The 14,565-nt window shown below is 68.9% G+C and carries 17 protein-coding genes and 1 pseudogene; 4 read left to right on the top strand and 14 right to left on the bottom strand.

What is annotated here, in order from left to right; genetic code table 11:
- Together BST15_RS19495 and BST15_RS19490 are read right to left on the bottom strand one after the other, a co-directional pair.
- Positions 1-417 (bottom strand): annotated as a pseudogene (locus BST15_RS19495) (hypothetical protein); the annotation flags it as partial.
- A gap of 106 nt (positions 418-523) precedes the next feature.
- Positions 524-1,750: a hypothetical protein gene (locus BST15_RS19490; protein ID WP_046191073.1), complete on the bottom strand. Its 1,227-nt coding sequence runs from the start codon at positions 1,748-1,750 to the stop codon at positions 524-526.
- 38 nt (positions 1,751-1,788) lie between these two features.
- On the opposite strand from BST15_RS19490, the gene BST15_RS19485 reads away from it, so the two are divergent.
- Positions 1,789-2,430 (top strand): TetR/AcrR family transcriptional regulator, encoded by a 642-nt coding sequence (locus BST15_RS19485; protein ID WP_046191074.1) that lies wholly within the window; start codon positions 1,789-1,791, stop codon positions 2,428-2,430.
- 52 nt (positions 2,431-2,482) lie between these two features.
- On the opposite strand, the gene BST15_RS19480 is transcribed toward BST15_RS19485, so the two are convergent.
- The 4 genes from BST15_RS19480 to BST15_RS19465 are packed head-to-tail and all read right to left on the bottom strand — an operon-like array spanning position 2,483 to position 4,447.
- Positions 2,483-3,139 carry a L,D-transpeptidase family protein gene (locus tag BST15_RS19480; RefSeq protein WP_046191082.1) on the bottom strand — a complete coding sequence of 219 codons (657 nt, stop codon included), beginning with the start codon at positions 3,137-3,139 and terminating at the stop codon, positions 2,483-2,485.
- 58 nt (positions 3,140-3,197) lie between these two features.
- Positions 3,198-3,434, bottom strand: coding sequence for a hypothetical protein (locus tag BST15_RS19475; protein ID WP_046191075.1), 237 nt, complete (start codon positions 3,432-3,434; stop codon positions 3,198-3,200).
- Positions 3,421-4,104 (bottom strand): phosphatase PAP2 family protein, encoded by a 684-nt coding sequence (locus tag BST15_RS19470; protein WP_234708348.1) that lies wholly within the window; start codon positions 4,102-4,104, stop codon positions 3,421-3,423. Before BST15_RS19470 ends, BST15_RS19475 begins: the two co-directional genes overlap by 14 nt.
- 4 nt (positions 4,105-4,108) lie before the next feature.
- The gene (locus tag BST15_RS19465) at positions 4,109-4,447 is read right to left on the bottom strand and encodes a hypothetical protein (protein WP_046191077.1); all 339 of its coding nucleotides are present in this window, start codon (positions 4,445-4,447) and stop codon (positions 4,109-4,111) included.
- A gap of 37 nt (positions 4,448-4,484) precedes the next feature.
- Here BST15_RS19465 and bluB point away from each other — a divergent pair, with 37 nt between their 5' ends.
- From bluB to BST15_RS19450, 3 genes are read left to right on the top strand one after another with little or no spacing between them, the layout of a single operon-like run.
- Positions 4,485-5,135, top strand: coding sequence for a 5,6-dimethylbenzimidazole synthase (gene bluB, locus BST15_RS19460; protein ID WP_046191078.1), 651 nt, complete (start codon positions 4,485-4,487; stop codon positions 5,133-5,135).
- Entirely contained in the window at positions 5,132-6,031 is a 900-nt protein-coding gene (locus tag BST15_RS19455) for an amidohydrolase family protein (protein WP_046191079.1), read from the top strand. Before bluB ends, BST15_RS19455 begins: the two co-directional genes overlap by 4 nt.
- A gap of 58 nt (positions 6,032-6,089) precedes the next feature.
- Positions 6,090-7,283, top strand: a complete 1,194-nt coding sequence (locus BST15_RS19450; protein ID WP_046191083.1) for an alpha/beta hydrolase family protein — start codon at positions 6,090-6,092, stop codon at positions 7,281-7,283.
- A 27-nt stretch (positions 7,284-7,310) separates the two neighbouring features.
- On the opposite strand, the gene eccE is transcribed toward BST15_RS19450, so the two are convergent.
- From eccE to BST15_RS19410, 8 genes are read right to left on the bottom strand one after another with little or no spacing between them, the layout of a single operon-like run.
- A complete protein-coding gene (eccE, locus tag BST15_RS19445) occupies positions 7,311-8,291 on the bottom strand; it encodes a type VII secretion protein EccE (protein WP_046191080.1) in 981 nt (326 codons plus the stop codon).
- Positions 8,288-9,709 (bottom strand): type VII secretion-associated serine protease mycosin, encoded by a 1,422-nt coding sequence (mycP, locus tag BST15_RS19440; RefSeq protein ID WP_046686478.1) that lies wholly within the window; start codon positions 9,707-9,709, stop codon positions 8,288-8,290. Before mycP ends, eccE begins: the two co-directional genes overlap by 4 nt.
- Positions 9,706-11,145, bottom strand: a complete 1,440-nt coding sequence (gene eccD, locus BST15_RS19435; protein WP_272937519.1) for a type VII secretion integral membrane protein EccD — start codon at positions 11,143-11,145, stop codon at positions 9,706-9,708. The genes mycP and eccD overlap by 4 nt, the downstream gene beginning before the upstream one ends.
- Before the next feature lie 49 nt (positions 11,146-11,194).
- Positions 11,195-12,067, bottom strand: a complete 873-nt coding sequence (locus tag BST15_RS19430) for an ESX secretion-associated protein EspG (protein ID WP_083071123.1) — start codon at positions 12,065-12,067, stop codon at positions 11,195-11,197.
- A gap of 33 nt (positions 12,068-12,100) precedes the next feature.
- A complete protein-coding gene (locus BST15_RS19425) occupies positions 12,101-12,388 on the bottom strand; it encodes a WXG100 family type VII secretion target (RefSeq protein WP_046191358.1) in 288 nt (95 codons plus the stop codon).
- Between the two features lie 14 nt (positions 12,389-12,402).
- Entirely contained in the window at positions 12,403-12,696 is a 294-nt protein-coding gene (locus tag BST15_RS19420; RefSeq protein WP_046191360.1) for a hypothetical protein, read from the bottom strand.
- A 22-nt stretch (positions 12,697-12,718) separates the two neighbouring features.
- Positions 12,719-14,158 (bottom strand): PPE family protein, encoded by a 1,440-nt coding sequence (locus BST15_RS19415; protein ID WP_409366507.1) that lies wholly within the window; start codon positions 14,156-14,158, stop codon positions 12,719-12,721.
- 2 nt (positions 14,159-14,160) lie between these two features.
- Positions 14,161-14,472: a PE family protein gene (locus BST15_RS19410; RefSeq protein ID WP_046191356.1), complete on the bottom strand. Its 312-nt coding sequence runs from the start codon at positions 14,470-14,472 to the stop codon at positions 14,161-14,163.
- Positions 14,473-14,565: the final 93 nt, after the last annotated feature.

Raw genomic sequence — 14,565 nt, 5'->3', positions numbered from 1 at the left:
CGGTGGGGGCGGCGCGCTGGGCGAGGGGGCCGGCGGCAGCACCGAGCTGGTCTCGGGCGCGACCGGTGCCTCGTCGTGGCCGCGGGTCAGGCTGTAGATCGCACCGATGACGGCGACCAGGGCGACCAGGATGCCGAATCCGAGCGCGATCCGCGGCAACCGCGAGGGCGCTCGACGGCCCGGCACCGTTGCGGCGGGCACCACCACCGTCGGGCGGCGGCCGGTGCCCAAGTCATGGTCGTAGGGGTCTTCGACGTAGGGCACCGGTTCGGCACCGGCGCTGCCGTCCTCCTGCGACCAGGCGAGGGCGTCCACAACAGCACCGGAACCAGGAGCGGACATCACCGTCGGCGACATGTCCGTCGCGTCGACCGCTTCCGCTTCCCTGGTGGCCTCGTCATCCTGCGGGTCATACATAGCTGACTACCTTGGATCGACAACGGCTGGAATGGCCCTCACCCTAGGCGCGGCCGCACCACCCAGGATCGCCGACACACCGGCGGGCGGGCGGCTATCAGCGGATTCACACCACGGTCAACGGCAGCGAGGTGCGGGGGCTGAACACGAAATCCGCACCGGTGCTGACTTTGGCAACCATCACCTCGGGCAGTTCCTTGGCCTCGGCGTCGTCCTCGGTGAGCCGGGCCGTCCAGTCGTCGTCGGTGCCCTCGATCTCCACCCGCAGCAGCGGGTTGACCGCGGTAGCGATGGCCTGCAACGGCTTGACCTCTTGCGGCGAGCACAGCGTGATCCAGGCGCCGTCGTCGTGCGCGGGCGAGTGGCGCACCGAAAAGGAGCTCTCGCCGAAATCGGCCTGCACGTAGCCGATCGGATTGAGCAGCGGGTGCAGCTCGAAAGTGCGCAGCGCACCCTCGATGTCGGCCGAGAGCTTCAGCGCGTTCTTGATGCGCTGGGCACCCAGCCCGGCCAGGCCGGTGAGCTGCCGCCGACCCACCGAAGCGGCCAGCTCGTCGGAGCTGGCCCGGGCACGCACCGCCAGGGCGAAAGACAGGTAGAGCAGGTGCATCTGTAGGCAGACTTCGTCGGCGATGCGGACCAGCGCCGAATGGGAGAACGCGGTGAAGTCGACGTCGGTCAGCAGCGGTCCGGTGTAGTCGGCCAGGCCCTCGTCTTGCGTGTCGATGTCGCCGAGCTCCCACGTGGCGGCCTTGGTCTCGCTGATCACGGCCAGCGCCGGGATCGGCTGGGCCGGGGGGTAGGACTCGTCGATGATGACCGTCCAGTGGCAGTGCGGCTGCCGGTCTGCGGGCGTGCGGGGCGGCCGGTGCACGGGACGGCACTGCGCGTGGACATTGGTGGCCACCGCGGTGGCATCGAAGGTCGGGTCTTCGATGGTGTGGCACATGCCGAAGATGTAGTCGTGGCCCATGGGCTCCACATCGATCAGCGCACCGCAGCTGGCCAGCTCGAACTCGCCGTTCCAGCGGTCATGGACGGTGAAGCGGAAGTCCATGAACTGCGGCGGCGAGCCGATGTCGAACTGCAGGCCCTTGAAGATGGTGAACACATCGTTGCCGGTGTAGCCGAGCGCCCGCTGCATGCGCCGGGTGTAGATGGGGCTTGAGCCCGCCCACTCCTCGATCGCGATCTGCACCATCTCTTCGCGGCCGAACTCCGAGATGCACCAGGCCATTCCGGAGCGGTCGATCATGTGCCCGATCAGGAGTAGTTCGGGCACCAGCACAGCCAATTCGTCGCGCGACAGCGACGCATACCTGGATTCGGTCACGCCCAAAAAATAGTGCTGACTATGTTATAAAGTCAACAATGTCTACTTCCGCTGGTTCTGTTCGGCCGACCGGGCCCACCCGGCGGACCAGCGCGCCCCGCAAGCGCGGCGACGACACCCGCGCCCGCATCATCGAAGAGACGGTGCGCTGCATCACCGACGAGGGATTCGGTGCGGCGACCGCCAAGCACGTGGCCGAGCGGGCCGGGGTCACCTGGGGGGTCATCCAATATCACTTCGGCGACCGCAACGGCCTGCTGATGGCCGTCGTCGACGACGGCGTGAGCGAGCTGCTGACCAGCCTGTCCGCCGTCGATGTCGGCGAACTGGACCTGCGACAACGCATCGAGGCCGTCGTGGACACCGCGTGGCGCTGCTATGCCAGCCCGACCTCGCTGGCCGCGTTCGAGATTCTGCGGGCCACCCGCGGCCGGCTGGGCGAACAGTCCCTCGAACACCTGCTGCGGGCCAACACAGCCATCAACCAGCTGGGGCGACTGGTCTCCGACGACCCTGCCGATGCCGGTGTGGCCGAGGTGATCTGGGCAGCGCTGCGGGGCATCGTGCTGGCGCAGATGATCATGGGCGTACCCGTCGACTGGCAGGCCGAGCGGCGGGTGTTGATCGAGATGGTCAGCCACTACCTGCAACGCGGGCGCGGTGAGCTGATCGGGAGCTAGCCGGTACGCCAGTGCGGCGGCAACGGCTGCGACTCGCGCTGCCGGGTGAGGGCTACTGCGCGATCGCCATCACCGCGCCGGGGCGCAGCCATTGAATGATCTGCACCAGCTTGGCGTCGTCGATAGCCACACAACCCGCGGTCGGACCGCCGTCGGTGGTGTGAAAGAAGAAGCCGGCACCATCACCTGGCGTACGCGCAGCGTTGACCCCCATCACCACAGCGTGCTTGTACTGCGGGATCTCGAGGTTCTCACTCTCGTTGGTGTTGAACGTGCACTGCGCCTTCTTGCAGACCTGCATGGTGTTGAAGGTCGGACTGTGGTCGTCACCGTCCCACCAGTGATCCGGACCCACCTGCACATACTGCAGTCCGCCGCCGGGATTGGGCGCCGTGCCGAACGCGTACGGCAGCGTGAAGACGCCCATCGGAGTGGCCGGGTAGCCGCTCTTGGCCTTTGCCGCCATGCCCGCCGAACCCACGTGCGCCGGAATCCCCGCCGCCACCGGCTGCCAGCCGGTGGCGCCGCGCTGGTAGACGTCCAGCTTGGCGTCCGACCGGCCTACCCCCACCACCGAGATCACCTGACTGGCGTTGCCGACTGAGGCGGCGAACCACGGCGTCACATCGGCTTGGGCGCCCGGCGCCGCGGTCAGGGCCGCAGCGACCGTGCACAGGACAGCGCTGAACGAACTGACCAGGCGGCGCATGCTGTCATCATCTGCGCGCACCGGGGGCCGGTCAATCACCGATCACGGCGCGCCGGGGTCACGACTCTGCACGCCGCGGCAGTTCCTCGACCGGCACCTGCTCACGGAGCAGACCGCGGGACGCCAGGTAGTCCCGGAAGAAGTCCTGGTGCACGGCGCAGGTGAGCCAGACTTTCCGCCGTTCGGGGGTATGCAGCTTGGCGTTGTTCCACAACATGCCGTACCGCGCCTCGGCGCTGCAGCCCTTGCGGGAACAGACGAGCTCTCCCACCGGGTCGGCATTACCGCTGGTCATCATGAGCATCCTGCCTTCCGCCGGATCCGGTCAACCCTGGTCGCCGCCACGGCTTGAGGACCAGAGCCCAGCCCACCAGATACACCCAGCCCAGGGCCCAACCGGCCAGCACGTCGGAGGGGTGGTGCACGTTCAGCGCTACCCGGGCGATGCCGACGGCGGCCACCACCAGCACCCCGACGGCCAGCGCCGCCGCCCTGGCGGTGCTCCGCAGCACCGGCAGCGCCAGCATCAGAAACGCGCCGACCCCGACCATCACCCCCAGGGCGTGCCCGGACGGAAACGACGTCGAGCTCGCCGAAACCAGCGCGGTCACCGGACGCGGCCGGCCGACCGAGCCCTTGGCCACCATGGTGAGGAGCCCGCTGGTCTCCACCGCCACCAAGAGGAACAGCGCGGCACGCAACCGCCCACGCAGCACCGCGACCACCGCCACCACCATGCCCACCGCCCGGAACACCGCGGGCGCCAAGTAGGTCGAGACGCCATCCCACCAGCGCACCCACCCGGGATGTTTGACGGCTATGTCATAGCTTGCGTCCAGTGCGGCTGCGTCCACACCGGCCAGCCACTGCCAGCCCTGCCGGTAACCCACCAGCATCAGCACGTAGACCGCGGCAGCGGCCACCACCGAACCCAACGCGACCGCGCGTGCCGCCCGTGGCCTCACCCCGTCAGTTCCCCTCGCCGTGCGCCCCGACGGCCCGAAGGTCCGGCCAGGGCGGTCGCCGCAGCACGGCCAGGGAGGCGATCACCGCGGACAACAGCCCGGTGAGCACTCCCACCATCCCGATCCGATTGGCGTCCACCGCGGCCACCCATTTGGCCTTCTCGCCGCGAATCACCATCGCCCCCAGTGGCGTGGCGGTCACCCGCGAACCGTCAGGTCCCCAGGCAGTGACCCGTGCGGCGGTGATCACCGTCGTGCCGTCGGGGGTTTGGTGGGGCTCCCCGTAGACCACCGCGCCGGCGGCGTCGGCGGAGAAGTGGTCAAGCAGTTGTGAACGTTTCATCAGGGGCGTCCCTTCGTGTGGCTCCTACCATGATCCCGTGGCTGATCCATCGTTCACCGAGCAGGAGCGCCAAGCCGTGTACCGGGTGATCGCCGAACGCCGCGACATGCGCCGCTTCGTGCCCGGCAGCGCGATCCCCCCGCAGGTGCTGGCCCGGTTGCTGGCGGCCGCCCACGCGGCACCGAGCGTGGGCCTGATGCAGCCGTGGCGGTTCATCAGGATCACCGACGGCGTCCTTCGCCAGCGCATCCACGCCCTGGTCGATGAGGAGCGTCATCGCACCGCCCGGGCGCTGGGCCGACGCGAACAGGAGTTCTTGGCCCTGAAGGTAGAGGGCATCCGTGAGTGCGCCGAACTGTTGGTGGTGGCGCTGCGCGACGGTCGGCAGGCGCACATCTTCGGCCGACGCACCCTCCCTCAGATGGATCTGGCCTCAGTGTCGTGTGCGATTCAGAACCTGTGGTTGGCCGCCCGCGCCGAGGGGCTGGGCATGGGATGGGTGTCCCTGTTCGAGCCGCGCGCGTTGGCGGACCTGGTGGGCATGCCCTCGGACGCCGAGCCGGTGGCCGTGTTGTGTCTCGGACCGGTCCCGGAGTTTCCGGACCGGCCGGCCTTGGAAGTCGATGAATGGGCCTACCGGCAGCCGTTGGGCGAGTTCGTCTCCGAAAACACCTGGGATAACCAATGACCCACGCCGACGAGATGTCCAGCGTGCGCCAGGTGTGGGCGCGGCTTGGACTGCCCGGAATCATCGACGTCCACACCCACTTCATGCCCAAGTCGGTGATGGACAAGGTCTGGAACTATTTCGACTCGGCGGGTCCGATGGTCGGACGCCCGTGGCCGATCACCTACCGGATGCAAGAAGCTGAGCGGGTGGCCGCGCTGCGCGCATTCGGTGTACGACGATTCACCTCCCTGGTGTATCCGCACAAGCCGGACATGGCGGCCTGGCTCAACCAGTGGGCGGCCCAATTCGCCCGTGAGACACCGCATTGCCTGGCCACGGCAACGTTCTATCCCGAGGCCGGGGCAGCTGCGTACGTGGCGAAGGCCATCGGTGACGGTGCCCGAATCTTCAAGGCACACATTCAAGTCGGCGACTACGATCCGAACGATCCGCTGCTCGACGAGGCCTGGGGCATGATCGAAGATGCCGGTATCCCGGTGGTGATCCACTGCGGCTCCGGTCCGCAGCCCGGCCGGTTCACCGGGCCGGGGCCGGTTCGGCAACTGCTGCGGCGCCATCCCCAGCTCACCCTGATCGTCGCGCACATGGGAATGCCGGAATACGATGAATTTCTCGACATCTGCCTGAGTTCGCCACGCGTGCACCTCGACACCACCATGGCCTTCACCCCCTTCGTCAACACCTTCATGCCCTTCCCCTCCGGAGTGGACCCGCGACTGCGCCTGGCGGGCGAGCGGATCCTGTTCGGCAGCGACTTTCCCAACATCCCCTACGGCTACCGCGAAGCCCTCGACGCGATCACCGCACTTCCCGGCATCGACGACGCCTGGCTGCGTGGGGTTCTGCACGACAATGCCGCGCGGCTGTTCACGATCGAGCTACCATCCGGTTGACGTCGCACCGGGATCAGTGAGGGTCCGTGCGAGCCGCACGTGAGAAAGGCCGGTGACCGTGACCACTGACGTCACCCCCCTCAACCCGCCCATCCCGATTCCCGATGTCCCAGGGGCCGATGCCGGGTCTGCGGGCCTGCCGCATCGCAGCGAGTTGACGTTGCGGGAGAAGGCGATCGTGGACGCGTCGGCCGTCGCCGACATCGGCCTGCGCACCGCGGTCGCGTCGATGGTGGCTGCCGCGATGATCCCCTCCGTGCTCACCACCGCGGTCGGCCGCAAGCAGTCGCAACAGGAGCGGGAGCGGCTGGCGTTCTACGCCGACGCGGCGTCGGCGCATGACCCGAAGCGTTCCTTCCCGGCCCCCACCACGGCGCCCCGGGTAACGGCCCGGCGCGCCAATCCGTTGGCCGAGCGTATTGCTCGTGGCTCGGTCGAAAACGTCGCGTTCCGCAGCAGTTTCGAAGCGATCAACCCGGCCATGCGGGATCCCTGGCGTGCCTTGGGCAACAACAACACCGCACGGTTTCAGCACTGGCGTCACGACGACGGGCCCCGGCCGACACTGTGCGTCATCCACGGGTTCATGGGGTCGGCCTACCTGTTCAACGGACTCTTCTTCTCACTGCCGTGGTTCTTCCGTTCCGGGTACGACGTCGCATTGTTCACGTTGCCGTTCCACGGCCGGCGCGCGGAAAAGTTCTCGCCCTTCAGCGGATACGGCTACTTCTCGCACGGCATGTCCGGCTTCGCCGAGGCGATGGCCCAAGCGGTTCACGACTTCCGTTCGATGATCGACTACTTGGAGTCCACCGGAGTCGACCGCTTCGCGTTGACCGGCCTGTCCCTGGGCGGCTACACCAGCGCCCTGCTTGCCGCGGTAGAACCGCGACTGCAGGCGGTCATCCCGAATGTGCCTGTGGTCTCGGTTGAATCGGAGATCCGGGACTGGTTTCCCGCCAACATGGTGCTGCACGGTGGGCAACTTCTGGGCAACGTCGGCAACGAGGCCTTCGGCGCCGCGACGGCATTCCACTCACCGCTGAACTACACCCCGCTGGTGGCCAAGGAGCGGCGACTCATCATCACCGGGCTGGGAGATCGGCTGGCGCCACCGGAGCAGTCCGAAATGCTCTGGCACCACTGGGACCAGTGCGCGCTGCACTGGTTCCCGGGAAACCACGTGCTGCACGTCAGCCAGCCGACCTACCTGCGCCGAATGACGGCCTTCCTGCGGCCGTACATGTTCTAGCCGAACGGCGCGGGCAGCCGCGCCCGCCTAGTGGGCGGGCGCTGCTGCGGCCACGGGCCACCGCAAGCCGGCGACGTCTTCTCCGGACAGTGCGGTGTGGCCGTCCAAACGGCTGCCCGACAACGGGTGCAGAGCCAGCAGTGCGTTGCGCTGGTTGCCCTGTTGCGACACCAGTCCCGCCAGCGGCACACCCTCGGGCGCCGATCCGGTCCGCACGGCGCAGGCCACCGCGACAGTCTGCTGCCCGCCGTCTTCGGTGAGTTCCAATGCCGTCCAGGTCTCGTCGGCATGGGCAGCCCGGATGCGGCTGAGCGTGTCGGCCAGCGCCGCATCGATCCCCACCTGGTAGGCGGCCACGTGATCACCGGAGCCGTCGATCAGCGAACGCCACGCCTCCCGGGCATTCGCATCCACCAGCACGGGAACGTCGTCTTTGGCGACGATCACGGCATCCCAGCCGATCTCACGCAGATGATCGGCGAGGCGCCGGGCGGCGACGTCGACGGTGCTCTGCAACGGGATCGCCGCCGAGCGCGCCTGCAGAGCAGCCAGATTCGCCGCTGCTGAATACGTCAGGCTGATCCAGGTGTCGCTGGCGCCCACACCGGCATCCGGTCGACTGTCACGGCTGGTGACACGTACGGCGTCAGCGCGCAGACCGTAGCGATTCAGGTAGCCGGCGATCAGCGTCAGCGGCAGCGTGTCCCCGGCGGCCGAAGACGTGATCCTCAGTGCCGCCGTCGCCTTCACTCCGGCAACGGCGCGCCGGTCGCTATGCGCACCCCTGCCCGAACGCAGCATGGCGAGCCGACGCCGCGCAATGGTGGTGAGGTGCAGGCCCTGCCACCAGCCGAGCAGCAGGATCGTGGCAAGCACACCCACGGCAAGCGCCCAGCGCTGGGCGGCGGTCTCCCACGGGTTTGCCATCACGGCGGGCACGACGGCCAACAGCACCAAGGCGATTCGGGCCGGTCCGGGCCGGGGCACGGCGGTCAGTTGCGAGCTCACAGCTGGTTTTCCTTTCGTCGGCGGGCTGCCGCCGCGGCGCCGGTGGCGACTGCGACGACCAAGCCGGCCAGTAGAGCGGTACCGGCGAAGGCCACGATCCGGGGCGCGGAGTCCTCGGGTTGCGGAGCCGGGGGCACAGGGACCTTCTTTGCGGGCGTGGCGGCCGGGTCGGCGACCGGCGCCAATTCCCACGTCAGGGCCGCCACAGGGTCGATGAGTCCGGCGCCCACCACATCCGACGGTGCGCGCGCGGAATTGTGCGCGGTCGCGACGATCCGGTGCGCCACCTGCATCGCATTCAGGTCGGGGTAGCGGCTACGGACCAGCGCAGCCACCCCCGCCACGTAGCCGGCGGCGTAGCCGGTACCGCTGAGCGGAACCGGCTTGCCCTGGTTGCCGGGCAGCGCGTTGGCCAGGCCGCCGTCCTCGCGGTTGCTCACCGAGACGATGTCCTCACCGGGAGCGGCCACACCGACCCACGGTCCGGCCATGGTGAATCCCGAGGGCCGGCCGCTGGTGGCCAGGGAAGCCACCGACAGCACGTAGGGATGCCACCACGATGGCACCGACAGCGACGTCACACCGGCCCAGTTGCGGGGGTCCTGCGGACGGCTCAGGTCGGTCAGCGGATTGGATTCGCAGGTCTCCCCGCCGCCGCCGACCGATCCGGTCTGTCCGGCATCACCGGCGGCCGCCACGATCAGCACGTCCTTCTCCACCGCCGCGTACCGCAGGGCCGCGCCCAGCGGGCTCTGGTCGACATTGCGGTCGGCCGGCAGGCAGGTGGTGGTGGAGATGGTGATGACCCGAGCGCCGAGGTCGGCGGCATGCACGATCGCCCGTGACAGGGCGGTGATGTCGGTGATCACCCGCGTGGTGCGCGGGTCGTCGCCGGACAACCGTGGCGAGATGGCCGCAGAAGCGGTCCGCAGTCCCAACAGCCGTGCCGCCGGGGCCACCCCGCTGAAGCCGTCATCACCAGGCTGTCCGGCCACGATCCCGGCGACCAGCGTTCCGTGCCCATCACAATCGGTCAGCCCGTCGGTGGTGCCGATGTAGTCGCCGCCAGGCTCCACGGCCCCCAGCCGCGGGCCCGGCCGGATGCCGGTGTCGATGACAGCGACGGTCTGCCCCTCACCGCGAGAGAACTGCCACGCTGTCGACAGGTCGAGCTGGCGCTGTGCGGCCGGTGCGGCGCTGACGTCACTGCCGGGCATCACACCCGAAAAGACGCACTCGCCGCGCTGTTCCATGGCCGCGACAGGGCCCGGCGCCCCGCTGGGCGGCGGGACCGTCGGGTCGATCGTGGGCGGGGTGATCGCCAGGGCGGGCGCGCTGGTCAACAACGCGGCCAGCACCGCGGCGCCGGCGGCTCGCGCCACCGGCAGGCCCCGCCTGTGCTGTGCGGCAACGGTCATCGAGACAGAACCCAGGCGAAGATGCCGACCAGGTAGGCCATGACCGGGATCAGGGTGGCGTCGATGCCCGAAGCCAGGAATCCCACCAGGCGCCGCACCGGCAGCGAGTAGCTCTCCGGCGAGCCGACGGCCGGGCTCACGGCGACCACCGCCCATACCGCGGCCAGGGCCGCGAGCACCAGCACCGCACCCACGGCGGCCAGGTAGCGGCCGGTGGCCGCGTAGCCGACCAGCAGCGCGATCGCGGCCAGGTGCGGCTCGGCGAGCAGCCAGGCCTTGCACCAGGCGGAGTCCCAGACCCGGGCCCGCAGCACCGAAGCCAGGCCGATACCCGCAACCACGAACCAGGCCCAGCCCGAAAGCCCTTCAGGTGCAGAGGCGATGGCAACCGAGCCAAGCACGGCCAGCAGCACCGAGCCGGCGATGAAGCCGGTCTGGTGGGCGTCGGTGACACGGACGCGCCGCGGCAGGTCGGCGAGCACACTCTCCGGCAGCGCCGACGGCGTCGGGTCTCCCGGCGCCGGGATCACCGGCAATGGCAGACGGGCCCACAACGCCGAAACCTGGGGTGCGGCAACGGTCAACAGCAGCGAGGCGGCGATCAGGCCGCATCCGATGCTGAGCGCCGGCAGCGCCCAGAAGGATGCGACGGCGGCTGCCGCCAGCACCCCGACGCCGACCACCACCGCAGCGGTGAAGAACGCGATGCCGCGTTCGCCACGGCCACCGGGGGGCAGGATCAGGCAGATCAGGGCCCACGCGCTGACGGCCGCAGCGCCCAGCACGATGTGCGCGGCGCTGAACGCTCCCGGCACGGCCAGGGTGCCCGCGGCCGCGACCGGTGCCAACGCCGCGATCGACAGCGTGAGTGCGGCCTCAGCCGAACGGGTGCGGCACAGCAGTGCTGCGAGCACGGTGAGCAATGCGATGGCCCCGGCCGCGATCAGGCCGGTCGGCTCGCCGGTGATGGCGCGGTGTGCTGCGGCCAGCCCGGTGGCGGCGACGACCAGTCCCGTCCCGGCGGCCAGCGCTGCGCGTTGAATGTGCTTGGCGCCCCACGGCTTAAGCCGGGAGGTCGAGAAGATGACAGCCGCGTCGGCGATGTCTTCCACAATGCCGGGGGCGGCGGGCCCCACCGGCACGGGCCGCAGCGCCAACAGGTCGCCGTCCACCACCCCGACGGTGTCCAGGCTGGCGTCCAGGCTGAACGGGGCGCCGCCGACCGGCGCCAGGCTCAGCCGGGTCGTGGCACCGGCGCCCGGGTCGGAATCAGGCGAGTCACCGGTATCCGGGGCGACCAGGCGCTGCACCGCGGGAAGGATCTCGCGCAGTGGCAACTCCGCAGGCACAGCGATCTCGGTCAACCGGCTGTCGGCCAGGACCGCGATCCGGACAATCGGCATGACGGCGCTGGTCAGCACCGGGGCTTCGGTCATTGGTGTTCCCTGTTCTTCTCGCTCTATGAGGACGTACTTGCAGCGCTGTCTAGGACAGCTGGGTGGTGAAATCTCTGGAAAGGCGTCGACCCGGGAACCAGGTGCTCTCAGGCAAGGTGGCGGTCAACTGTTCGATCGCGACGGCGGTCGCGAAGTCGGTTCCGGGCCGGAAGGTCGACACCCATTCGCCGTCGAAGGCCCGCGACGGGGTGACCAGTATGCGGCCGGCCTCGGCGTCGACCAGGCTCATCCCCACCTCGGTGGTGGTGTGCCGACCGTCTCTCGCACATCCCGCGACCACTTCGACATAGCTGCGTGGGCCGGTGAACACCGACTCCGCGATCGGCCGAGCCGAGGCGGGAAGGCCCAGGTAGTCAAGCACTTCGGAGAGTTCAGCGCCCGCCCGCAGACGCTCGTCGGCGCGGGCGCCGACACGCGCGGGCAAGGTGAACTCATCAAACCGGGCCGGCGGGCGCTGCCGCAGGCCCGCACCGAGTACCGGCACCAGCAGGCGCGGGTCGTCGATGTCCATGACGGTGAACGTGACCAGCTGTGCGTTGCGCAATGCCACCACGGTCCGGCTGGGCTTGCCGGGCTGATCGCGGCGCGCGACGATGCCCCGCAACATCTCCTGGGCCCCGCCGGCGGCTGAACCCACATAGCGCAGGTCCAGCCAACGGTCCGGGAAGCACACCACCCGGATCCATTCGGCCACGGCCGCATTGACCGTGCCCTCCGGCGAGACGATTCCCATCTGGGTGAGCTCGTCGCGCTGTCGTGCCATGAACGCGCCGCGCTCCCCGGCATCCGTGTACGGCATGGTGATCGCCAAGACCCACGGAAAGGACCCGGCACCCACGGTTTCCGCGATGTACCAGGCTTGCTCGACGGTCAGTTCGGCAGCGTTGGGTTCAGTTCCCATCGCTGCCTTCCCTCATCGAGCCGATCATTGGCGTCAGCCCCACTTAGCGGCTTCGGCGGTGTCGCGTGCGCTCATCATCAACGTGTTGGTCTCGTGCGTCGACGCCATCGCGCGGTACGCCAGCACCAACTCCTCCATGGCCTGGTTCCACTGCACCTGCCACGCCTGGTACGTCATCCCGGTGTCGCCCTGCCACGCCGCGTGCAACGCCGCCTGCTCACTGGCGATGTCAGCACCCACGGCCTGCAAGGTGCCCGCGTACCCGTTCATCTCCGCGGCGTGGGCCAGCATCGCCGGGTAGTTGTAGACAATCTGAGACATCAGCTAACTCCTCTCTAAACCCCGGTGTAGCCGGACGCCGCTGCGGCGTCTGCGGCGACATACGTCGAGCCCGCATCCGCCAAGTTCACCTGCGCCATGTCCAGCAGCGCATTCACCCGTGCCGCCATCGCGACGAATCGCGCATGCGACCCCTGAAACGCTGCAGCCGCCTCACCCATGTGAAACGCCTGCGCCGACATCGCAGCCTGCTCCGCCTGCGCCATCGTCGACCGCATCAACGCCGCCTTGGCACCAAACGCCGACTCCGACGCCACCAACTGCGGAATATGTGCATCCAACAGACTCATCACCACACCCCTTTCCTGTTATCTACTTCTGTTCCGATTCGGGCTCCCCAGCGGAGCCGTCAATTTCTTTGTCGCCCCAGGTATCGGGCAACATCGGCATATTCGGACCGCCACCGAACTCGTCACCGGTCAAGGTGGCGAGGCCGGCAGCCCCACTGCGTGCGTTGCGGCCCACGGTCCCGGTGAATCCGAGTGCCCCGGCGCCACGCTGCGAACCGGCCATTGCCGGGGCCTCCGCGGGAATCTCCACGCCCGGACCGGAATTCATATCCATGAACTCATCGGCGTGGTCGTGCAGGGCAGCCCGCCTTCGCCGTCGTGCGCGGGACCGCTCCCGCGCCGAGCTGCTGACGACCGCCGCGGCGGCGGGCACCCGTGACGCCGTCGCCTTCGCCTTGTTGCGGTCGGTCAGTGTGGGCCCCAGTCCGGTACCAGGATCGGCACCACTGACCAGATACCCGAAGCCGATGGACCCGGCCGCCGGGGCCGGCGGTGCCGCCGCCGAGGTAGGCGGCGGCGCCGGTACGCCGGCTGCACCGGGTGCACCGACACCAGGTCCGAAACCGGCCACCGCAACGATCGGCCGGTCCGGTGACGCCGCCAACGGCGCGGGTTTGGGCTTCGCGACGTCGCTGGTCCAGTCCCCGCCCAAGAAGTCGGCAAGCAGGCCGAGGCCTACGCCGAGCACGATCGGCGCCATGATGGCGGCGCCCAGCATCACGCCCCAGAAGGTGAAGCCGAACGGGATGAAGAACGCCTCGTAGGCGAGGAAGAACAGCAGCGGGAACCAGGCCGCGGGATTGGCCATGATGGCCCGAATGGTCGCCATCGGATCTTCGAAGAGCTGTACCAACTGGTTCCACAGGTCAGTCCAGAAGTTCCCGCTTCCCGGCGAGGTGTCTTCAGCGGGGCGCGCGGAAGACGATTTGACGACCGGTGGCGCTTCGGCGGTCCGCGGCGCCGACGCCAGTGCCGCGCCGGATAACGCGTGGTAGGTGGTCATGGTGGTGGCCGCCTGGAGCCACATCCGGGCGTAGTCGGCTTCGTTGAGCGCGATCGGGATCGTGTTGATGCCGAAGAAGTTGGTGGCGACCAGTGCTCCGTGTGTCACGTGATTGGCCGACAGCTCGGCCAGTGTCGGCATCGATGCCAGCGCAGTCGTGTAGGCGGTGGCTGCCACCTCGTGCTGCGCGGCGACCCCGGCACTGTCTGCGCTGGCCTTGCCCAACCACGCCAGATACGGCACGTGCGCGGCCAGATACTGCTCGGCGCTGGGCCCCTGCCAGGCGCCGCTCTGCACCGCACCAAGTACCGCGGTGAGTTCGTCTGCCGCCGAGGCGTACTCGGCGCTCAGTGCGTTCCATGCCCCGGCAGCCGACAACAACGGACCCGCTCCGGGGCCGCTGCTCAGCAATGCTGAATGCACCTCCGGCGGGGAGGCGATCCAGACCGGGGCGGAAATCATCAGCCGCGGGTGCCCAAAAAGTAGGTCGCCGCGCCCGCTGCATCGCCAGCGGCATAGTTCACACCGGACTCACCCACACCCACACCGGCGCGGCCCAGCTCGGCGGCACCCTGAGCTGCCACCGCGGCGTGCTCGCTGCCCTGTGCACTGAAACCGGCAGCGGTCTGCAGCGACACCGGGTCGATCGCCGGTGGAACCACCGCGGTGATCAGCGGGGCGGCGCTGGCCTGCGCGGCGGCCAGCCGAGCGGTCAGCGCCTCGACCGCTGCGCTGGCGGCGGCGAGACCTTCCGGAACCACGTTGAGCGTCATGACAGATTCTCCTTCCACACAGCTATCCGCATCAGCCGGTCAGGCTTTGGCTGAATTGGGGGTTGACGAGTTGTAGGTAGGTGGGTTCGTCGT

Source organism: Mycolicibacter arupensis, from assembly GCF_002086515.1.
Taxonomy (GTDB): Bacteria; Actinomycetota; Actinomycetes; order Mycobacteriales; family Mycobacteriaceae; genus Mycobacterium; species Mycobacterium arupense.
This window is presented reverse-complemented; position numbering and strand designations above follow the sequence as displayed.